This is a genomic window from Bosea sp. BIWAKO-01 (genome assembly GCF_001748145.1).
In the GTDB taxonomy this organism is placed as follows: domain Bacteria; phylum Pseudomonadota; class Alphaproteobacteria; order Rhizobiales; family Beijerinckiaceae; genus Allobosea.
On sequence record NZ_BCQA01000001.1, the window covers coordinates 3571189 to 3592058 of the forward strand.

The following is a 20870-nucleotide window of genomic DNA, read 5'->3' on the forward strand; positions in this document are numbered from 1 at the left end:
TTTTTCGTGCAAGATCCCTGAAGCCAAACGGTCAGGCGCGCGAGCGCAGCCCGATCGAATCCATCATCGACTGGTCGCGCGCTGCTTCCGCGGCCCGCTCGGAAGCGCGCTCGCGATCGTCGAGAATCTCGACCTTCTTCATGTCCTCGAAGGCTTCCTGAAGCTCGGCCTTGGCCTCGTCGAGCTGGCCCTTCAGATTATCCGCCGACTGCCGCAGGTTGTCGCGGCGTCCGAGTGCCGCCTTGGCATAGGTCGGGTAGGCGAAATGAGCAGGGTCGGAGATACCGGCCCGTGTCTCCTCGCTCTGGATCTCACGATCCAGATCGGTCGCCATGCGATGGAAATCCGCAATCATCATCTCAATCTGGCTTACCCGGCGACGCTTTTCGTCCACCTGGAAGCGTTTGAGACGCAAGAGGGTCTCTCGCGACTTCATGTCGTGTCCAACTCCTGGTTACGCATGGCGGCTCCCCGACCCCTCGGTTCGCCGCCGGAACTTGATCCGCGAGACGAAAAGTACAATGGCGCAAGGAGGTTGACCGTTTCTTACCGAGGCCGCCCGCTTTCGACGCATATTGAGCCCGCGTCGCCGCTGCTGCCGTGCCGTGTGTGTCCCCTATAATGTCTACACCGGTTACTAGGGCGTTCGCCCATCTTTCCCTCCCGGATCGCTTTCCGTTGCTCGCCTCATCACGCCTTCCGGAGCACTGGCCGCTGCTCTGCGGCCTTGCTCTCACCCGCATTATCGGCTGGGGATCGACCTATTACGCGCCGTCGGTTCTGGCCGCCTATCTCGACCGAGATCTCGGGATGAGCGGGGAGGTCGTCTTCGGAGGCATCACCATCCTGCTCGTGACCGGTGCGGTGGTCGCGCCGATGGTCGGGCGACATCTCGATCGTCGCGGAACGCGGCGTGCCATGTGTGCCGGGGCCGTGATCTGCGCACTGGGCCTGGCCTTGCTCGCGGCGGCACAGGGGCCGATCAGCTACCTGGCAACCTGGTTCGTCATCGGTATCGGCCACTCGCTGACGCTCGCCAATGTCGGCAATGTCACGGTCGCGCAACTGATGGGAGAGCGAACGCGTCGGGTCATCGGCGTGATGATGCTGGTCACCGGGCTTGCCTCGAGCGTGTTCTGGCCCTTATCCGCAGCCCTTTGCGCTGCCTATGGCTGGCGCGCGGCCCTGTTGATCTTTGCGGCGATCCAGATCGTGATCGTGCTGCCGATCCATCTCGCCATCCCGGTGACAACGCCTCACGCACCCGCTGCCGGCCCGGCAGCGGCGGCTCTGCCTGCCGATGAGGGCAGGGTGCCTGCGCAAGAGCGTCGCCCGATCTTCTGGCTGCTGGCTTTCGCCTTCTCGGCAAGCGGATTGGTCTCCTGGGGGCTGCCGCTCCACCTCATTGGCCTGCTGGAGAATTCGGGACTGACCAGCGCCACGGCGGTCACGATCGCTTCGCTGGGCGGGCTTGCAACGCTTGTGGCGCGCCTGGTCGACGTCCTGGCCGGGGAACGCTTCGCTGTCGAGCGTGTGGCCTTGGTCGGCCTCGTGCTCGGGCCGCTCTCCTGCCTCTACATGGCGCTGGCGTCAGGAACCGCGCTTTCGGCCATCGGCTTCGTCGCCGCCTTCAACGCTGCCATGGGCGTCATTGCCGTGGCACGCGCCACCTTGCCGCTCTCGCTGTTCGGTCGGCGCGGCTTTGCGACCATGCTCGGGCGGCTGACGGTTCCGCAGAACCTGACTTTCGCAGCCGCGCCGCTGCTCTTTGCCGTGATGATCGAGCGCTTTGGCAGCAGCGCGACGCTGATGATCTCGGCGGCGATCCAGACCGGTGCGCTGGTGGCGATGCTGATCCTGGTGCGCCGCGTCAGCTCGCCATGATGGCTGCGAGCCTGGCGTAGCCTTCCCCCAGTGACGTCGCCTCGTCCTTGGCCTGTTTCAGGAAGGCTTCGAGCTGTGGGTTGAGGCGGATGGCCTCGTCGACCTCAGCCGATGCGCCCTGGCGATAGGCGCCAAGCCGGATCAGTTCCTCCATGTCGGAATAGGTCGCGAGCGTCGCGCGAGCCTTCTGGACGACAGGGTAGTAGGACGGGTCGCAGGAGCGCGGCATGGTGCGTGACACGGATTTCAGCACGTTGATTGCCGGGTAGCGCCCACGTTCGGCAATCGAGCGTTCCATGACGATATGGCCGTCGAGAATGCCGCGCACTGCGTCGGCGACGGGTTCATCATGGTCACCGCCGTCGACCAGCACGGTGAACAGTCCGGTGATGGCACCTTCTCCGATCCCGGGGCCGGCGCGTTCGAGCAGGCGCGGCAACTCGGCGAAGACGGTCGGCGTATAACCCTTGGTCGTTGGCGGCTCCCCGGCGGCAAGGCCGATTTCGCGCATCGCCATGGCAAAGCGCGTGACCGAGTCCATCAGGCACATCACCTGCGCGCCCTGGTCGCGGAAGTATTCGGCCAAGGTGAGGGTGGTGAGAGCGGCCTGCTTGCGCATCAGCGCCGGCTCGTCGGAGGTGGCGACCACCACGACCGAGCGCGCCAGACCCTCCGGACCGAGGTCGTCCTGCAGGAACTCCTGGACCTCGCGGCCGCGCTCGCCGACGAGCCCAATGATGTTGACATCGGCGCGTGCGTAGCGGGCCAGCATGGAGAGAAGAACCGATTTGCCGACGCCCGAGCCGGCGAAGATACCCATGCGCTGGCCAAGGCAGCAGGTCAGGAAGGCGTTGAGGGCGCGGACGCCGAGATCGAGCGGGGAGCCGACGCGGCGGCGAGCATGCGCGGGCGGCGGGTCGGCGCGGAAGGCGCTGAGATGTTCTCCCTGAGGCAGGGGCGGGCCGCCATCCACAGGTCTTCCGAGCGCATCGACAACTCGGCCGAGCCAGGCATTGGTCGGCCGGATGCCCGGAGCCGCCTTGTCCACATAGGCGGGGCAGCCGCGGCGGACTCCGTCGAGGCCGCCATAGGGCATCACCAGCGCCTTTTCGCCGGAAAAGCCGATCACTTCGCAGGGGACACGCGTTCCCGGCGCGATCTCGATCTCAATGCGCCCGCCAAGGCTCATGGCGCCGATCGGTCCGGAGACCTCGACCATCAGGCCACGCACGCCCGTCACCCGGCCGAATGTCGTTACCGCATCGAGGTTGCCGATTGTGGCGGCGAGGTCGGATAACCTGTCTGTGCCGTGCTTTGCGCCGCTCATTCCCCGTCCCGTCAATCTTTCATTTACCTCTGTGATTAACACTGTGCATCGAGGCTGTGTCGTGTCGCAGGGGCTTTTTGCCCCTGTTCCTCGGAACAGTCCTCCGCGAAAGGCGATTTCGCGGGCGAAGGTCTCCCGATCCGTGTCAATTTCGACTCACCTCGACAAGGATCGTTCACTTTCTCCCTGGAAGCGCTTGCGCTCGGGAATCACGGTTTGTTAACCATTTTCCCAGTAGCGTGTCGCGTGGCGTTTCATCGGGCAAGCGCCTGGTCGTCCAGAGCCATGAGGGTTCGGATGAGAATGTGGTCGAGCTTGCCTCGGGGCGAAATTGGGGACGTGACATGCGGGTTCTGCTGATCGAGGACGATAGCGCAACCGCCCAGAGCATTGAGCTGATGCTCAAATCAGAGAGCTTCAACGTCTATACGACCGATCTGGGCGAAGAGGGTGTCGATCTCGGCAAGCTCTACGATTACGACATCATCCTCCTCGACCTGAACCTGCCGGACATGTCGGGCTATGAGGTGCTGCGCTCCCTTCGCGTCGCGAAGGTGAAGACGCCGATCCTGATCCTCTCCGGTCTTGCCGGCATCGAGGACAAGGTGAAGGGCCTCGGCTTCGGCGCCGACGACTATCTCACCAAGCCCTTCCACAAGGACGAGCTCGTCGCGCGCATCCACGCCATCGTGCGCCGCTCGAAGGGGCATGCGCAGTCGGTCATCACCACGGGCGATCTCGTCGTCAATCTCGACACCAAGACCGTCGAGGTCGATGCCGCCCGCGTGCACCTGACCGGCAAGGAATACCAGATGCTGGAGCTGCTTTCGCTCCGCAAGGGCACGACGCTGACCAAGGAGATGTTCCTGAACCATCTCTATGGCGGCATGGACGAGCCGGAACTCAAGATCATCGACGTCTTCATCTGCAAGCTCCGCAAGAAGCTCGCCAATGCGTCGGACGGAAAGAACTACATCGAAACCGTTTGGGGGCGCGGCTATGTGCTGCGCGAGCCGAACGATGTCGAGGAACGCATTCCGGCGTGATCGGTGTCATCCGGTCGTCACGATCGGATGCGACAAGAGATACAGCCTGATCGTCGGATGTACACGACAGGTTGACGGGACCCCGCCGAGAGGCGGGGTTTTTGTTTATGGCAACGGCGGCCCAAAGCATCGGCCACGAAAGTGGATTGCGGTTTTCGGGCGAGCTGATGCAAGCATAGAAGGTTCGATCGTCGACCGGATACGATATCCAGTCCGATGATCAGAGGCGGGAGCCGGCCGTGGGCAGCGGGCGCGGCCGGTCGAAGGGATAGCCGAGACCGGGCGACTGTGCCTTGGCGGAGCGGCCGTCGCGGTAGAGGCCGCGATGCTGCTTGTCCGGAACGATGCTGGTGGTGATCCCAATCACCGTCTCGGCGGCGCCGAGCAGGAAGGCTCCATCCGGGGCGAGCCGCTGGGCCAATGCGGCCATGACCCGCGCCTTGGTCGGAACGTCAAAATAGATCAGCACGTTGCGGCAAAGGATCACGTCGAAGAGGCCGAAATGACCGCTCGAATCGAGCAGGTTGTGCTGCCGCAGCTCGACCATCGCGCGAATTTGCTCGGAGATGCGCCACTTGTCGCCTTCCTGCCGGAAATGCTTCAGCAGGAGTTGGATCGGCAGGCCGCGCTGGATCTCGAACTGAGTGTAGAGCCCACCACGGGCGCGCTCCAGGACGTCGGCGGAGATGTCGGTCCCGACGATCTCGATCCTCCAACCCGTCAACTGCGCCGCCATCTCGTCCAGGATCATGGCCAGCGAATAGGCTTCCTGTCCCGTCGAAACTGCGGCGCACCAGATCCGCAAGGAGCGGTGGGCAGCATTCGCAGCGAGTTTCTCGGGGAGGATCACATTGCGGAACAGATCGAATGGGGTCCGGTCGCGAAAGAACAGGGTCTCGTTGGTGGTCATCGCCTCGACGACGGCATGCTCCAGGCCGCGATCGCCCTCGAGCCGGAGGCGCTGCACAAGCGGACCGAGCCCCGCGATATTTCGCTTTCGGCAGAGGATGCCGAGCCGGCTCTCGACGAGGTAGCGTTTCTCGGTACTGAGGGAGAGACCCGAGCGCAGATGCAGCAGCGTGCGCAGGAAGTCGAAATCGGCCTCCGTCATGCCGAGGACCCTCCACGCACGAGCGCACGAATGGCGGGGCCGATGCCGTCGAGCGCGACAACGGTGCTGGCATGGCGGGCGCGCACGACGGAGCCTGGCATGCCCCAGATCGTGCTCGACATTTCGTCTTGTGCGATCACGGCGGCGCCGGCGCGGCGCAACGCGCCCGCGCCGTCCGTGCCGTCACTGCCCATCCCGGTCATCACCAGGCCGAGCGCGGCCGGACCGAGGTGATTGGCAGCTTCGCTGAAGAGTACATCGACGGCCGGCCTGCAGAAGCGTACCGGCGGCCCGTCGCCGATGCTCGCGACGATATGGCCGAGTCTGCGATCGATACCGAGATGACGTCCTCCCGGCGCGATATAGACCGTGCCCCTGCTCAGTCTTTCGCCATCGAAAGGCTCGCGTGCCCTGACACTGATCTGCCCGGAGAGCTGTTCCGCGAAGGACGCGGTAAAGAGCGGAGGCATATGCTGGACGACGAGCGTCGTCAGGTCGTGGAGGCCATCGCCAATATCGGTGAGGACCTTGGCCACGGCGCGGGGGCCGCCTGTCGAGGCGCCGATGACGAGGTAGCGCGGCATCATCGAGATCAGCGGCCTGAGATCCATGATGCCGCTCGGCAGACCCGGCTCAGGCGAGATTTCGCTGAAAGGCAGCAACGCCTCGTGCGAGGATTGTGCGATGCTGCTGAGCTTGATCAGGAATTCGCTCCGGAAATCCAGCGACAGCGTCATGCCGGTGCGACTTTCGGGCTTGGGCAGCACGTCCATGGCGCCCATGGTCATGCCCTGCAGGGCAAGGCGGGCATTGCGTTCCGTTAGCGTGGTGGCCAACAGGACCGCAGTCTTCGGGCTCTCCCTGACGATCTGGGGCAGCGCTGCAAGACCGTCGAGGCCGGGCATGTCGAGGTCGAGGACCATGATATCCGGTCGGTAGCGCGTGGCATGCTCCACGGCCATCTCACCGTCGCCCGCCACCGCGACGACATGAAAATGGCCGCTCTCGCCGAGCCAGCGTGCGAACAGCCCGCGCACGACGACGGAGTCGTCGGCGATGACGACGGTCTTCGGACGGATGGCTGTTCTGCCATGGCTGGATGAGCGAGGGCTCATCATTCGGCACGACCCCTGTGCGTCGAGAGCAGGGCTGGCTGGGCGGGCCACCAATGGGTCGCCGAGATATGTGCCGCGACAGCACGGGCCGCGGCGCGACTTGTCACAGCAGGCCGACCTGATGGAACTTGGAGGCGACGATCTCCTTGTCGAACGGCTTCATGATGTATTCGTCGGCGCCGGCGTGCATGGCGCGCGCGATATGGGCAATGTCGTTCTCGGTCGTGCAGAAGACGACCTTGGGCCGTTTGCCGCCTGGCATCTGCCGCAGGGTGCGCAGGAAATCATAGCCGTCCATGATCGGCATGTTCCAATCCAGCAATACAGCGTCCGGCATCTCGCCCTTGCAGGCATCGATCGCCCGGGCGCCGTCTTCGGCTTCTGCGATGCGGAACTGGAGACCCTCGAGAATGCGGCGCGCGACCTTGCGGATCACCGCTGAATCATCGACGACGAGGCAATATTTCATGGTCATTCTCCAGAATGGGCGCGCCGCAGCTCAGGCAGCCAAAGGCAGGTCGATCTTCAGCACTGCGTCGATGTCGAGTACGACGAGAAGGCGGTCTTCGAGGCGGTGAACGCCGGCTGCCAGGGAGGCCCAGGCGCGGTCGAGATGAACTGGCACGGGCTCCAGCGTGGAGTGATCGAGACGGAACACCTCGCCGACCGCGTCGACGATCAGGGCGTAGGCCTCTCCACCATGATCGATCCCCACCGCAACCAACTCCTTGGCTCCGCTCAGCAGGGGCTCCCGGCCGAGCCGCTTGCGCAGGCAGAGTGCGGTCACCACCCGCCCGCGCAGGTTGAGCAGGCCGATGATTTCGGGCGGGGCCAGCGGCACCGGAGTGATGCGGCTGGTATTGAAGACGTCCTGCACGCGGCCGATCGGCAGCCCGAGCAACTGCTCGCCAATGGTCACGGTGACGTAGTCGAGGGACTCCGTGAAACCCGCTGCGTCAGGGGCGGGACGTGCGTTGATCTGCTGTGAGCTCATGCCGCCTGCCTCAGCCTGGAGCGGTTGTCTGCCAGCTCGGCGAGCAAGGCGCGGCGGTCGAATTTCGCGACGATGGCGTCCATGCGCGCCTGCGTTGCGAGCGCATAGAGCTCCGGGGTGGCGAGGGTCGTCATGCCGAGGATCCGGAACGCATCGCCGTCTTCTCCGTCACGCAATTCGGCCGCAAAGCCGAGCGCTGCTTCGGTGTAGCGGTCGAGGTCGATCAACACGCCGTTGAGCCCGCCGGCGGCGACATGCTGGCGGGCGCTGGCGATATCGGCGGCCAGTGTGACGCGAAGTCCTGCGGCCTTCAGGACGGGGGCCAGCATTTCGCGCAGGAATTCGGAAGGCTCGACCATGAGGACATGCGCGCTGCTGGACATGCCTTCGCGGCGGCTGGCCCGCAACCAGTTCGGATCGCCCTTGGGCAAATAGTGCGCCAGATCGAGGATCTCGGTGGCGCGCCCCCTGATGATCGCCGACCCAACGGCGCCCTGGTCGAGCATGGCCTGCAACTCGACATCGAGAACCTCGTCAACGATGTCGACGATCGCGTCGACGGCGAGGCCCATGGTCAGCTCGCCTTCCGCGATGATGACGAGTGCCTGCAGGCCCTTGCTCTTCACCTGTGTCTCGCCGACGGGGATGATCGGCATCAGACGGCCGCGATAGTTCAGCAGCACGCGACCTCCGCTGATCTCGAACCGCTCTGCCTCGACCTCTTCCAGCCGTGTGACGAGCGAGAGCGGTACGGCTTTCAGGCTGTCGGCACCGGTGCGAAACACCAGCATGGTCGTGCGCTCACCGACGGGGGAGGGGCCGCTGGCCGCGTTCTGCTCGGGGGCATCGGCAGAGGTCGTCGCTCCGACGAGGCTGGCGACGCCATTGGGATCGACGATCAACACGACCGCGCCATCGCCAAGGATGGTGTTGCCGGAGAAGATCGGGATGTGACGCAGCTTCGTCGACATCGGTTTGACGACGATTTCTTCGGTGTGGAACACGGTGTCGACCAGAATGCCGAACTGACGTTCGCCGATCTGTGTCACCACAATGAACCCGTCATCTGCTTCCGCGGGACCGTCGTTCAGCAATCCGGCAAGTGCGATGATCGGTAGCAATCGGCCGCGCAGCCGCAGGACAGGTGTGCCGTTGATCTGCTCGACGCGGTGATCGGCCCCGGCCTTCACACGGACGAGCTCGCGCACGACGATCTGAGGGATGGCGAAGCGCTGTTCGCCGCAGGCCACGATCAGGGCTGCAACGATGGCGAGCGTGAGCGGGATCTTGATGGTCAGTGAGGTGCCGGCACCCGCGGTGCTGGCTATGTCGATCAACCCGCCAATGGCGTCGATATTCGACTTGACCACGTCCATGCCAACGCCGCGCCCGGAGATCGCGGTGACATTCTCCGCGGTCGAGAACCCGGGATGAAAGATCAGGCGGCTGAGCTGCGCTTCGCTCATGCGCTCGATCTCGCCCTCATGGGCAAGGCCTTGCTGTAGCGCCTTGCGGCGAATGCGCTCGAAGTCGAGGCCGCGACCGTCATCCGAGATGGAGATGGTGACCGACCCGCCCTCGTGATAGGCGGCGAGGCGAATGGTGCCATGGGCCGGCTTGCCAGCGGCGACACGGTCGGCCGGTGGCTCGATCGCGTGATCGGCGCAGTTGCGCACCATATGGATCAAGGGGTCCTTGATCAGGTCGAGGATCTGCCGATCGAGCTCGGTATCGGCACCTTCGGTGACCAGCTCGATGCGCTTGCCGAGTTCGCCGCTGAGGTCGCGCACGATGCGCGGCAGCTTCGACCAGGCATTGCCGATCGGCTGCATGCGGGTCTTCATCACCCCGTCCTGCAGTTCGGCGGTGATCAGGGACAGACGCTGGAGCGGCGCCTTGAGTGCGGCGTCATCCTGGCGACGCGAGATCTCGAGTAACTGGTTGCGGGTCAGCACGAGCTCCGAGACCATCGTCATCAGATGCTCGATCGTGTCGACATTGACACGCAGGCTCGCAGGACCCGCCGAGCGGCTCTCGCGGGGGGAGGCGTCTTCGGCGGTAGCGTCGTGGCGCGCCGCGCTTTCGATGCGCCCGTCCGGTCCGCGCTGCGGTCCGGGGGCGCTCTGGAAGACGAGGTCGAGGCCGTCATCGGTCGCAGACAGAGCGTGCCGGGCCAGGTAGGCGGCGACCGGGTCCGATGGGCTGACCGCGGGGGACCGTGCCAGCTCCTTCTTGGCCTGGTCTGCCAGCGCCTGCAATTCGCGGATCAGGACCTCGTCGCTGCCGGCTGGCTCCTGGCCCTTGTCGGCCAGCTCCGCCATGATTTCCTTGATGCGGTCGATGGTTTCGAGAACCGCGGTCACGGCGATCGCGTTCACGGTTGCGCCGTCGCGGAACTGGCCCATCACGGATTCTGCCGCATGCGTCAGGGCTTCGAGGCGCGGCAGGCCAATGAACCCGCACGTGCCCTTCACGGTATGAACCAACCGGAAGATATTGCGCAGAATATCGCGGTTATTGGGTTCCTGCTCGAAGCGCACGAGCTCCCTGTCGACGGTGTCGAGATGCTCGCCAGTCTCGCCAAGGAACTCTTGGAGCAATTCGTCCATGCCGAAGACCATTACCCACGCAACAATGCAGCGCCCATCTATGCAGCGGAAGGGTTTATGATCGGTTGAGACAGGACTGAAAGCGCGATGTTCCTGCGCTCTCGGCCGAAATGGCTCAGTCCGCCTTGTCGGCCGTGATCGTCACGGTGTCGCCGTCGATTGAGAAGGCGACCTTCATGTTGGCCGCGCGGGCGACCATGCCGGCGTAAAGCGGCTGCACGGCGTGGGCGTCGATCGTGCCCGTCTCGGAGCGGCCGGCGAGTAGTTCCTCGACATGGGCCGGAATGCGGGCATGAGAACCGGTGGCGGTGATATGGAAGCTGCCCTGCTCGCCCTCCAGGGTGGTGCGGGCGACGAGGCGTCCGCCGCGCGGCACCGCCTGCGTCGCGAGGATCAGCAGGTTGAGCACGAGCTTGACCTGATTCTTCGGCAGCAACGCGCGCGGGGCCTCCCAGTCGAGCGAGAGCTTGTCATCGTTCAGGAAGCCATTCGCGACCGTGCCGGCATCGCCGAGGTCGATCATCGCGCCTGCCGACCCCGCCGCGCCGAAGGCAAGCCGGGCAAATTGTAGGCGGGCGGACGCGCTGCGCGCGCTCTTCTTGATCAGCTCGAGTGCGAAATCTCGCATCGAGGGGTCGTCTTCCTCCAGAACCTCGAGCGCGTTGACGATGGCGCCGACCGGGCTGATCACGTCATGGCAGACCCGGCTGCAAAGAAGCGCAGCCAGATCGAGCGGCTCGAGCGAGATGTCGGTCATGGCAGATGTCCTGGGAACAGCGTTTCGGGGCGCTCATGGCAAATGAAGCGCCGATAGGATAAGGTATGAGGCGATCTTGGTTTGCATGTGGTTAACTGTGTTTTGGCCAGCAGAACAGCGAATGGGCGCCCAATCCGCATGATAGCGCCCGATGATCCGCGCCTTTCCGACCGCAATGCGCTGGCTGAGAAGCTGGCCGAGGCGGCGCGCCTCAGCGGCGCCGTGCTTTTGGCCATGCGCGCTGCAAGGGACGTGCGGAGCAAGGCGGACGGTTCGCCGGTCTGTTCCGCTGACCTCGCCGCCGATCACGCCGCGAAGGCGGCCCTCACGCGGCTGCTGCCGGATTTCCCCGTGATCAGCGAAGAAAGCGTCGAAACCGCTCAGCCTGCCCCCGTCTTCATCCTGCTCGACCCGCTGGATGGCACGCGCGAATTCCTGGCAGCTGGTGGCAGCTACTGTGTCGCGATCGCCATCATCAGCGGCACGCGGCCGATCGCGGGGGCGATTGCCGCGCCGGAGATCGGACGGCTCTGGTTTGCGGGGGAAGATGCTTTTGCGCAGGCCATCGCGCCGGACGGCTCAACGCTCGGTGCGGCGCAACGCATCGTCGCCCGTCCCACTCCGGCGACCGGTCCGGTCGTGCTGGTCAGCCGCTTTCACGGAGACGCACTCAGCAGCAGCGTTCTCAGCGCGATGTGCAAGAGTGAACAGATGCCGATGTCCTCGGCGGTGAAATTCGGCCTGATCGCCAGTGGCGAGGCCGACCTTCATGTCCGCGGAGGAACCACGATGGAATGGGATATTGCCGCAGGCGACGCGATTCTGACCGCGGCGGGCGGCGTCGTCCGGCAGCTCGACGGCAATGTGCTGCACTATGGCGGCGCCGAGCGGCACTATCGCAATCCGTCCTTCGTGGCGGCCAGCAACGAGGGATTGGCCGGGCGCGCGATCGCACTTGCGAAGGAACTGACGCCTGTCGGCAAGACGAGTACCGTTGGTTAGACCTTAGGACCGGACAATCGTATCCCGTTTCCTAATCTTCCTTGGTTGCGTCGGCTTGTCCGAAAACCGCAATCCGCTTTTCGGGCCGATGCGTTAGCGAGCGATCTGCTGGCTGACGCGCTGCCAATTGGATTCCGCAAGCTGGCGCAGGGAGGATTCCTGGGTAAAGCGGCGCCTGTTCTCTTCGCTTCGGAAGAGGAAGAGCCGCGAATCAATGATCGCGAAGCGACGCGGGTCGGTCTCGACCGCGCGCCCATCGGCAACCGCGAGCGGGTCGAAACCTGCAAAGGCCGGCTCGTAGATATCGGGCGAATCGCGAAAGGCTTCGCGATTGCTGGCCGTGCTGAAGCGCCAGACTGCTCCGTCATAGACCAGCTCATAGTCCGGGCGACCGGAAACCGCGCGGCCTTCTGCCTGGTAGGCAACGGGGTCAAAGCCGCGCAATGCCAGCCCGGAACGGATGTCGCGCTGCATTTCCTCGCCAATTGCAGGCAATTCCGGAAGGCCATAGGGCAGCGCCGCCGGCTGGGCCAGCACCGGCTGGACCGCGATGGCAAGGGCGAGGACACCGACCGCGATCGAAATCCAGCGCTGCCATTTTACGGCCTTCATCACAGATTCCTTTGCTGGGTGACGGCGGGGAAGCACCTCCGCGCAATCTTCACGGGTTGGATACTCTTGGGGCGTATCAAACTGGTTACTGAATTGTCGCGCATTCGCGTGATGCCGTGCCCCGCCGCGCATCCGGCCACCCGGCCGGGATGCGACGCCTAGCCCGGAGTTTCCTCAATGGATCTCACTCGCCGTTCCCTTCTGGCCGGTGCGGTTGTCTCGGCCACCCTTGGCCTGAGCAGCCTGCCGGTCCTGGCGCAGAGCCAGAATCCGAAGTCCTTTTCCCAGACCGAGCTCGTCAGCTCCGGTCATCAGTTCTTTGGCAATGTCTCGCGCGGACTTGCGCTGACGATCGAGGAGGCGGTCCGTCGCTGGGGCGAACCCAATGGCTATGTTCTCGGTCAGGAGGCGTCCGGTGCCTTCGTCGGCGGCCTCCGCTTCGGCGAGGGCACGCTGTTCACGCGCAATGCCGGCGATCGCAAAGTGTTCTGGCAGGGCCCGTCCGTCGGCTTCGACTTCGGCGGAGAAGGCGCCCGCACCATGATGCTGGTCTACAACCTGCCGGTCGTCGATGCGCTCTATCAGCGCTTCGTCGGCATTGACGGCTCGGTCTACTTTGTCGGGGGCTTCGGCTTCACTGCAATGGCAGCCGAGGGCGTGACGCTGGTGCCGATCCGGACCGGCGTCGGCTGGCGGCTCGGCGTCAATCTCGGCTATCTCAAGTTCACGCCGCAGGCGACCTGGAACCCGTTCTGATCGGGAGGGCTCGTTTTGCTGGCCATGGCGCTGTTGTCATGGCAGGGTTTCGCTCTTGGAATCGTTCCTGATCGGAGCCCGGTGATTTGATCGAAGCCGTCATGCTCGTCACGCTCGGCTTCCTGACAGCCATTCTGCTGGCGCTGGCGGCATTGCCGGCGCTTGCCCGACGGGCCGACCGCCTGGCTCGCAAGCGGGCAGAGGCGGCGTTCCCGCTCTCGCTGGCGGAGATCGCAGCCGATCGAGATCATCTACGGGCGGAACTGGCGATGCAGGCGCGGGCTCTCGAGCAACGGGCGGAAAGCGGGTTTGCTGCAAGGGCTGGGGCGATGGAAGAACTCGGCCGCCGCGACATGGCGATCGGGCGGCTCGAGCGGGAGCTCGGTGCCCGCGAAGACCGCATCAGCGGGCTCGAGGGCGATCTGGCGGCCACGCGCACCGATCTCTCCGAAACCCGCGACGCGCTGGCCAGGGAAACCGCGGCGGTGGCGCTGGCCACTGGTACGATCCAACAGCGGATCCATGATCTTGGTGCATTGGAGCACAGCCTGAACGAGGCCAGGCTTGCGTTGCACGGCACCGGGTCCGATCTCGATGCACGCACCGAAGAGCTGGCAGAATTGCGCGCGGCGCTCGAGCGGACCGAAGCACTGCTTGCGGAGCGTGAGGCTGAACTCGCGCAATCCCGTCAGGAGGGTGATGCCTACCGCGTTGCGCAGGTCGAGGGCCGCACGCGCATCATGGTGATCGAGGGAGAGCGTGGCGAACTCGCAGCCCAATTGGCAGCGAGCCGGCGCGCGGTCGATCAGGCGGCGGCGGCGCTGAAGGCAATGGCGACCGATCGAGACAGCGAAAGACTGCGCGCCGAGGCCCTCGCCGCACGCGCGATACAAGCCGAGGCAGGCCTTGCGGCTGCGGATTCCGGCGCGGTTGAGGTCGCTGCGGAGGCTGGTCGTCTCGCAGCACTCGCCCGCAAGGTCGAGGAGGAGCGCGACCACCAGGCGCGCATGAAGCAGGAACTCGAAGCGGAATTGGCGCAGGAGAAATCCATGAACGCCTCCAGAAAGCAGCGGGCCGCCGCCGAGGTCGCGCAGGCCCAGAACGAGTTGCGGGCTCGGGATGCCCGGTTTGAAACCGAGCATGCGGAAGCGCAGACCCTGCAGGGGGCACTGGCTCAGGTGCGAGCCGAGCTTGCGCGCACCAAGCAGGAACTGTCGCAGTTGCGACGGGAGGCGAAGTCCGTCGATGATCCGGCTGTGCGGAGCGACAATGCCGCTCTGCGGCAGGAGATCGTACGGATCGCCGATCAGCTGCTGGCGCCGCCGCCGAGCCGGGAAGCGGCGGAATAGCGCGTAACCCCGCGGAAAAACCGTTTCCCCCTTGGACGTCTGATGCTTTAGGAAGGCGCGCAGGCTTTTCGCCGCGTCCAACAGCTCTGGCCTGAGACGGTGCCGTGACGGATAAGACACTCGATATTCTCTGCATCGGCGAACCGCTGGGCGAGTTCAATGCGACCCGCGGCGAGGCCGGCTCCTTCCGCTTCGGACATGGCGGCGACACCTCCAACTGCGCGATCGCCGCGGCGCGGCAGGGGGCTAGCGTCGCCTATGTCGGCGCTTTGGGGGATGACAGCGCAGGCCGCTCATTCCGTGAGCTCTGGGCCAGGGAAAACGTCGATGACAGCCATGTCACGACCCATCCAACTGCGCCGACCGGGCTCTATTTCGTCGATCACGGACCGAGCGGGCACGTGTTCTCGTATCTGCGTGCGGGTTCGGCCGCGAGCCTCTGCGGACCACGCGACCTGCCTCTCGACCTTGTTCGCTCGGCCAAGGTGGTGCAGGCGTCGGGGATCAGCCAGGCGATTTCGGCAAGCGCCTGCGATGCGGTGTTCGAGGCTTTTGCCGTGGCTCGTGCGAGCGGCGTCACCACGGCCTACGATACCAACCTGAGGCTGAAGCTCTGGCCGCTGACCCGGGCGCGGGCGATCATCCATGCCGCCTGCGCCATGGCCGATATCGTCCTGCCAGGTTTTGACGACGCGACCCAGTTGACCGGCCTGAGCGACCCGGATGCGATCGCGGATTTCTATCTCGGCCTTGGCGCAAGGATTGTCGCGCTCACGCTGGGCCACGAGGGCTCGCTGGTTGCGACGCCGGAGCGGCGCCGGCGCTTCGTGCCGATCAAGGTCGACGCGATCGATGCGACCGGAGCCGGCGACTGCTATGACGGCGCCTTCCTCGCCGAATATGTGCGCACGGGCGATCCCTTTGTCGCTGCCGCCTACGCCAATGTCGCGGCGGCAATTTCCACGCTGGGTTATGGCGCAGTCGCGCCGCTGCCAAGGCGCGTCGATGTCGAGGCGCGGATGGCCGTTGAGGCAAGGGCTTGATTGAGATGAATGTTCCGATCCTGAGCCAGGCCGGCGATCTGCTCGCCGGCTATGACGTGCTCATCAGCGATGTTTGGGGCGTCGTGCATGACGGTGTCTGGGCCCTCGAACCCGCTTGCGATGCGTTGATCAAGTTTCGGCAGCGTGGCGGGGCGGTCGTGCTGCTCTCGAATGCGCCCGGTCCCTCGGAGCAGATTGCCGGCGTTCTCGACGACAAGCGTGTTCCTCGCGAGGCCTGGGATCGGCTGGTGACCTCCGGCGATGTGACCAAGGCGCTCATCGCAGCGAGCCCGACGCGGCAAATCTATCATATCGGCTGGCATGCGGACCAAGCGGTGTTTGCGGGCCTCGGTGTCAATCTCGTCGACGAAGCGGATGCGGAACTCGTCGTCGCGACGGAGCTGAACGACTATCGGCGCGAGAGGCCCGAGGATTATCGCCCGCTGCTGACGCGGCTTGCGGCGCGCAAGCTTCCCTTCATCTGCGGCAATCCCGATCTCGTCGTGCATGTCGGCGAAGATCTGCTGCCTTGCGCTGGAGCGCTTGCGACGATTTACGAGGAACTTGGCGGCTCGGTCGCCTGGGCCGGCAAGCCACATCGCCCCGCCTATGACCTGGCGCTCGCTGCTGCCCGGGAGGCTCGCGGGGGGCGCGAGATCGAAGCCGACAAGGTTCTGGTGATCGGCGATGCGGTGCGGACTGATCTCGCTGGTGCGCGCCTGATGGGTTTCGACAGCCTCTTCGTCGCCGGCGGCATACATCGCGAAGAGACGATCCTGGATGGAGAGGTCGACCCGGCCGGCGTCACCCGCGTCCTGGCCGGGCAGCCAGCCGTGCCTGTCGCGGCCATGGCCGCGCTCGCCTGAGCGCGCTTCAGACGGGAGGCGCCCGCTGCGCCTTCAGCCAGGCTCCGATATCGGCGTAGAGCCCCTCGAAGGGACGGAAGACGAAGCGGATCTTCGATCGCCCTGGCGGCACAGCGACCGCTCGGAACAGGACATTGGCGCGAAGCAACTGAGCTGGCTTGCCGTCGACTTCGACCTGCCACCAGTGATGCCAGACATCATTGAGCACGACATAGCCGCCGCGCGGTGCATCCGCTTCGAGAGCCACTTCGGTGGTGCCGTAATCGACGATGCGGACCGAGCCGGGCTGAGCCGGCCCGGCGGGCAGGGACGGCGGGGCCCTCTCCAGAAGGACCGTGGTTCTCGGGTCGAAACCTGCCGGCCATTGGCCGCTTGCCAGGATCGCGCCGAAATCGGCCCGCTCGGCCTTCTCTACGAGCAGAACGCGCGGCAAGGCGCGTGGGTTCTCGTAGACATAGCCGTCACGCGTCCGGGCGATCTGAACGAGGTCGCCGGGCTTCAGGGTTTTGTCGATCTGTTCGACGGGGACGCCGGTCGCGATGAAACGCAGGCCGAGCATGTCGGCGAGCAGCGAGCGGTAACCCGGCATCAGCGGCGAGAACGTGCGTTGGTCCGGTAAGGCGACATGGTCGCCCGCGCCCGTGGCCTTGCTGTAGAGACCGAGCCTGAGGGGATTGTAGCCGAGCGTATTGTCGAGTTGATGGACGAGACTGGCGTTGGGCCAGTGGAAATCGATGCCCGCGAGCTCGATGCGGTCGCGGCGATCCGGCGCGGCGGTGCGGGCCGTCTCGCGCTTGAGCAGGGCAATCGTCTCGTTCGTGCTGTCGGCGCGCAGGACGTCATAATTCTGCGAGGGCAGGGCGGTGGATTCGCTCGGACCGTTGTTGACGGAGAGATCCACCGTCAGCGTCGCCGCCAGCAAGGCAGCGGCCGCAAGCGTTGCCCCTCTCAGCGCGAGCCCGCGTGCCGCAACCAACGCGCCCGCGCTCAAGAGGGCGCAGAGGAGCGCCGTGACGAGCGGGATCGTCGCGACACCGATACGTCCGACGGTCCAGGCGAGCCAGAGGGCGAGCCCAAGGGCGCCGATCAGAAGCGCGGCCTCGACGAGCACTTGCCAGAGCCGCGCGGGTGGCGCCGTGTCGGTCATGACGAGATGGGTCAGGTAGCCGCCGAGGATCGCGAGCAGCGCCCCCAGGATGAAGAGCGCATCGGCCGGCCGCCGATAGAAACTCACGCCCGGCAGCGCCTCGAAGATCAGCCGGAAACCGGGGGTGTAGCGACCGAGTGCGTAGACCAGCACCAGCAGCGCTGCGATGGTGATCGCGATGATCTCACGCCGCAGCAGCGCGCCACGCACCAGTCCGACGGTCAGGATCAGCAGCATCGGCAGGAAGCCGAGATAGAGCTCGCCCATGTTGCGGGCGAGATAGAGATCGAGCGGTCCGAACCGCTGTTCCCAGGCAGGGCTCGGCGGTCCCCAGAAGTTCTCGAGCGGCCCTGCCGCGCCATAGAGATTGGCGATCAGCCCGGTGAGCAGGGATGCAGGGTGCAACGAACCCTTTCCGGCACCGATGAGATCGATTGCGGGACGGTTCGATTCCTGGGCCAGGAAGGCAGTGAGCAGGATCGGGACGGTCGCGACGAGGATGGCGCCGAGCGACCCGGCGAGGAGCGGGAGGATGCTTGCGCGCAAGGCCCGCAGCGGCCTGTCGGCCATGGCAATGGCGGCGATCACCAGCCCGGCCAGGACGTAGACGCCGAGCAACGCAACCTGATCGCGGCCAAGCACCATGAGGCCGGCCACGATGCCCGCCGCCAGGCCGTAGATCAGCGAGCTGCGTTCAAGCGCACGCGACAGCAGCAATAGCGTGATGGCGAAATAGCCGAGACTGAGCACCTGCCCGATATGCTGGATGCGCCAGGCTGCGGAAGCGCCGAAGGCGAAGGCGAGAGCGGCAACGACAGCACCGGCCGGATGCCAGTTGCGATCGCGAAACAGCAGCACAAGCGCGACGGCGCCCGCCAGCAAGGTGGCGAGCACTGCGCCGTCGCTCCAGCGAAAGCTCGGCGCCGGATTGAAGATCGCGATCAGCGCGAAGGGGGGTGAAAAGATCAGGGATTGCGGGTCGGCGACCTGCGGCGATCCGGCAAAGACATAGGGCGTCCAGAACGGGGAAAGGCCGCGGTTCAGCGCTGTCGCCAGGAATTGCAGCTGTGGATGAAAATGGGCCTTCGCGTCCCAGGGAATGGTGACGATTCCCGAGAGCCAGGGCCAGGACAGGGCCAGCCAGGCGCAGAATACGATGCAGAACACGCTGGCCAGCGGCCAGCGTGTCGAGGGAACCGGAGGGGGGGCGGTGCCGGGCTCGGACATCAGTGAGCTCTGCCCGAAGCCGCAGCCTCGATCAATCCGTCGGGGCGGCGCGCGCCATCAGCGCGTCCATGTCGATGAAGTGACCGGCACGGTCCCGCTTGGAGGCGAGATAGCGGACATTGTGGACGTTCGGCCGGCCGAGCACGCGCTGGGTTGCGGCGACCTCGAGGCCCGCAGCCTTGATCGCGCCGATCTTGAGCGGGTTGTTGGTCAAGGCCGTGACGCTGGTCACGCCAAGCTGCTTCAGCATCGTGGCGGCAAAATCGAAATGCCGCTGGTCGAGGTCGAAGCCGAGCACTTCGTCTGCGTCATAGGTATCCCAGCCCTGACTCTGCAGGCGGTAGGCGCGCATCTTGTTGGAGATGCCGTTGCCGCGGCCTTCCTGGTCCAGATAGAGCAGAATGCCACCCTCGTTCTCCGCCATCCACTGCACGGTCTCGCGCAACTGGTCGCCGCAGTCGCATTTCAGCGAACCGAAGAGATCGCCCGTCAGGCAGGCCGAATGCAGGCGCACGGGCACGGCCGTGTCGAGATCCGGCTTGCCGACGATGATCGCAACCTGATCACGCAGGCCTTCGCCGCCGCGGAAAACGACGAACTCGGTCTCCGGCGCACCTTCCAGCGGCACCGGCGCCCGGCCGACGATCGCCAGCGATGCGACCTGTTCGCCCCGGTAGGCGTTGATCGCCTGAATGGTGACCTCGACCAACGGTTCTCCGGCGATCTCGTCGGGCGCGACCGGAACAAGGATCGTCGCTGGCAAAACCAGCGAAAGCCTGGCGAGCTCGATCGCGGCTTCGTCGAGCGAACCGGCTGGCGCAACGGGCGCATCGACCTTGGCGTCGATCTTCAGGGCAAGGGTTTCGATCCGGGCAAGGTCGAGCGTCGGCATCGCCAGGATGCCGGTTTCGCTCCGGCCCTTGGCTCCGAGCCTGCGCAAACGCGCGGCGCTGAGAATGAGGTGCGCTCGGCCACCGGCAAGTTCGTCGAGACGCTGAACCAGATCAGCGTCCGCGAGCTCCGCCGACAGAGCCAGAGCCAGACTGACGCCATCGCGCAAGAGCACCGGTCGGGCGGCGCGAAATTCTGCGATCGCACGATCGACCGTCACGAGGCTGGTTTCTTGCGAGCGGCCGAAGAGCGTACGCGACCTAGACATCGGCGACTTGAGCATCGAACTGTCCGTCAGATTGCACCGGCGAGCGGCGGAGGAATGTTTATTCTACGATCAGGAAATCGCTAGGGATGCGCGACTGACCCCGGTTTCGAAACGTTCCCGGGGGCAGACGGTTCCCGTTGCCAAAACCCTCACGTCGGCTGAACTTAGCAGCCATCCAATCTGTTGCCGCCAGCTGTATAGGAAGGCGAGATTGAACGCGAGATGAATGGGCGAAGGTAGCGGCATACCCAACCACAGCAGGAAGCCTCGGGAGAGCAGGGTGATCAGTCACGACGCCAAGGCGGGCAAATCGGGCATGGCAGAGATCTACAGCCCGGTCGCACGGGGGTTCCACTGGCTGATCGTCGCGCTCGTCCTCGTGATGATCCCGCTTGGCCTGGCGATGACCTATCGCGGCAAGACGCTCGATATCTGGGATGGACTGACCAACTCCCTCTACAGTGCGCATAAGCTGATCGGCTTCACGCTGCTCTGGCTGATGGCCGGGCGACTGGCTTATCGCCTTTTGCATGGTGCTCCGTCCGACGAGCCGACCCTGCTGTGGTGGCACAAGGCCGGTTCGCATCTGGTGCATTGGCTGCTCTACTGCCTGCTGCTCATCGTGCCGATCCTGGGCTGGATCGGTGTGTCGCTCTTTCCAGCGCTGACGGTCTTCGATCTGTTCGATCTACCGGCACTCGCTGCGCCGAATGAGGATATGGCGAAGAGGGTGCTCAATATCCACGGGTGGCTGGCGCTCGGCATGGCCTTGCTGATCGCAGCGCATATCGCAGCCGTGATCTATCACCGTTTCATCCGCAAAGACGGCGTGTTGCGGCGGATGTGGCCGGGGGCGCGCTAGTCGA

19 protein-coding genes are annotated in these 20870 nt (G+C 65.1%); 8 read left to right on the plus strand and 11 right to left on the minus strand.

Translation table 11 applies throughout. The features are described 5' to 3' along the window. Positions 1 to 31 precede the first annotated feature (31 nt). Positions 32 to 436: a flagellar export protein FliJ gene (gene fliJ, locus BIWAKO_RS16520; RefSeq protein ID WP_043237924.1), complete on the minus strand. Its 405-nt coding sequence runs from the start codon at positions 434 to 436 to the stop codon at positions 32 to 34. 242 nt (positions 437 to 678) lie between these two features. Here fliJ and BIWAKO_RS16525 point away from each other — a divergent pair, with 242 nt between their 5' ends. Continuing rightward, positions 679 to 1884: an MFS transporter gene (locus BIWAKO_RS16525; protein ID WP_069879579.1), complete on the plus strand. Its 1206-nt coding sequence runs from the start codon at positions 679 to 681 to the stop codon at positions 1882 to 1884. Here the strand turns inward: BIWAKO_RS16525 and fliI are convergent. Beyond that, positions 1871 to 3211 (minus strand): flagellar protein export ATPase FliI, encoded by a 1341-nt coding sequence (fliI, locus tag BIWAKO_RS16530; RefSeq protein WP_069879580.1) that lies wholly within the window; start codon positions 3209 to 3211, stop codon positions 1871 to 1873. The two genes, BIWAKO_RS16525 and fliI, sit on opposite strands and share 14 nt — an antisense overlap. 344 nt (positions 3212 to 3555) lie before the next feature. Here fliI and ctrA point away from each other — a divergent pair, with 344 nt between their 5' ends. Further along, positions 3556 to 4257 (plus strand): response regulator transcription factor CtrA, encoded by a 702-nt coding sequence (gene ctrA / locus BIWAKO_RS16535; RefSeq protein ID WP_069882553.1) that lies wholly within the window; start codon positions 3556 to 3558, stop codon positions 4255 to 4257. A gap of 220 nt (positions 4258 to 4477) precedes the next feature. On the opposite strand, the gene BIWAKO_RS16540 is transcribed toward ctrA, so the two are convergent. From BIWAKO_RS16540 to chpT, 6 genes are all read right to left on the minus strand, one after another. Beyond that, positions 4478 to 5368 carry a CheR family methyltransferase gene (locus BIWAKO_RS16540; RefSeq protein ID WP_069879581.1) on the minus strand — a complete coding sequence of 297 codons (891 nt, stop codon included), beginning with the start codon at positions 5366 to 5368 and terminating at the stop codon, positions 4478 to 4480. Beyond that, complete coding sequence (gene cheB / locus BIWAKO_RS16545; protein WP_069879582.1) at positions 5365 to 6486, minus strand: chemotaxis-specific protein-glutamate methyltransferase CheB; 1122 nt, start codon at positions 6484 to 6486, stop codon at positions 5365 to 5367. Before cheB ends, BIWAKO_RS16540 begins: the two co-directional genes overlap by 4 nt. A gap of 100 nt (positions 6487 to 6586) precedes the next feature. Continuing rightward, on the minus strand, positions 6587 to 6952 hold the full coding sequence (locus tag BIWAKO_RS16550; RefSeq protein ID WP_043237911.1) for a response regulator: 366 nt from the start codon (positions 6950 to 6952) through the stop codon (positions 6587 to 6589). 30 nt (positions 6953 to 6982) lie between these two features. Beyond that, positions 6983 to 7477, minus strand: coding sequence for a chemotaxis protein CheW (locus BIWAKO_RS16555; RefSeq protein ID WP_069879583.1), 495 nt, complete (start codon positions 7475 to 7477; stop codon positions 6983 to 6985). Next, positions 7474 to 10086 (minus strand): hybrid sensor histidine kinase/response regulator, encoded by a 2613-nt coding sequence (locus BIWAKO_RS16560; RefSeq protein ID WP_069882554.1) that lies wholly within the window; start codon positions 10084 to 10086, stop codon positions 7474 to 7476. The genes BIWAKO_RS16555 and BIWAKO_RS16560 overlap by 4 nt, the downstream gene beginning before the upstream one ends. 115 nt (positions 10087 to 10201) lie before the next feature. Further along, complete coding sequence (gene chpT / locus BIWAKO_RS16565) at positions 10202 to 10843, minus strand: histidine phosphotransferase ChpT (protein WP_069879584.1); 642 nt, start codon at positions 10841 to 10843, stop codon at positions 10202 to 10204. Positions 10844 to 10981: 138 nt separating this feature from the next. Here chpT and BIWAKO_RS16570 point away from each other — a divergent pair, with 138 nt between their 5' ends. Continuing rightward, positions 10982 to 11845, plus strand: coding sequence for a 3'(2'),5'-bisphosphate nucleotidase CysQ family protein (locus BIWAKO_RS16570; protein ID WP_069879585.1), 864 nt, complete (start codon positions 10982 to 10984; stop codon positions 11843 to 11845). Positions 11846 to 11938: 93 nt separating this feature from the next. On the opposite strand, the gene BIWAKO_RS16575 is transcribed toward BIWAKO_RS16570, so the two are convergent. Next, a complete protein-coding gene (locus BIWAKO_RS16575) occupies positions 11939 to 12457 on the minus strand; it encodes a YHS domain-containing (seleno)protein (protein ID WP_069879586.1) in 519 nt (172 codons plus the stop codon). A gap of 177 nt (positions 12458 to 12634) precedes the next feature. Here BIWAKO_RS16575 and BIWAKO_RS16580 point away from each other — a divergent pair, with 177 nt between their 5' ends. The 4 genes from BIWAKO_RS16580 (at position 12635) to BIWAKO_RS16595 (ending at position 16471) form a co-directional block, all read left to right on the plus strand. Continuing rightward, positions 12635 to 13213, plus strand: coding sequence for a DUF1134 domain-containing protein (locus tag BIWAKO_RS16580; protein ID WP_069879587.1), 579 nt, complete (start codon positions 12635 to 12637; stop codon positions 13211 to 13213). An 86-nt stretch (positions 13214 to 13299) separates the two neighbouring features. Further along, entirely contained in the window at positions 13300 to 14562 is a 1263-nt protein-coding gene (locus BIWAKO_RS16585; protein WP_069879588.1) for a coiled-coil domain-containing protein, read from the plus strand. 104 nt (positions 14563 to 14666) lie between these two features. Next, complete coding sequence (locus BIWAKO_RS16590) at positions 14667 to 15605, plus strand: sugar kinase (RefSeq protein WP_069879589.1); 939 nt, start codon at positions 14667 to 14669, stop codon at positions 15603 to 15605. Between the two features lie 5 nt (positions 15606 to 15610). Beyond that, positions 15611 to 16471, plus strand: a complete 861-nt coding sequence (locus BIWAKO_RS16595; protein ID WP_069879590.1) for a TIGR01459 family HAD-type hydrolase — start codon at positions 15611 to 15613, stop codon at positions 16469 to 16471. Between the two features lie 7 nt (positions 16472 to 16478). Here the strand turns inward: BIWAKO_RS16595 and BIWAKO_RS16600 are convergent, their stop codons facing one another. Both BIWAKO_RS16600 and ribA read right to left on the minus strand, forming a co-directional pair. Further along, on the minus strand, positions 16479 to 18845 hold the full coding sequence (locus BIWAKO_RS16600) for a glycosyltransferase family protein (RefSeq protein WP_069879591.1): 2367 nt from the start codon (positions 18843 to 18845) through the stop codon (positions 16479 to 16481). Between the two features lie 31 nt (positions 18846 to 18876). Then, the gene (gene ribA / locus BIWAKO_RS16605) at positions 18877 to 20019 is read right to left on the minus strand and encodes a GTP cyclohydrolase II RibA (protein ID WP_069879592.1); all 1143 of its coding nucleotides are present in this window, start codon (positions 20017 to 20019) and stop codon (positions 18877 to 18879) included. Between the two features lie 265 nt (positions 20020 to 20284). On the opposite strand from ribA, the gene BIWAKO_RS16610 reads away from it, so the two are divergent. Beyond that, positions 20285 to 20866, plus strand: a complete 582-nt coding sequence (locus BIWAKO_RS16610; RefSeq protein WP_244523465.1) for a cytochrome b — start codon at positions 20285 to 20287, stop codon at positions 20864 to 20866. Positions 20867 to 20870 lie beyond the last annotated feature (4 nt).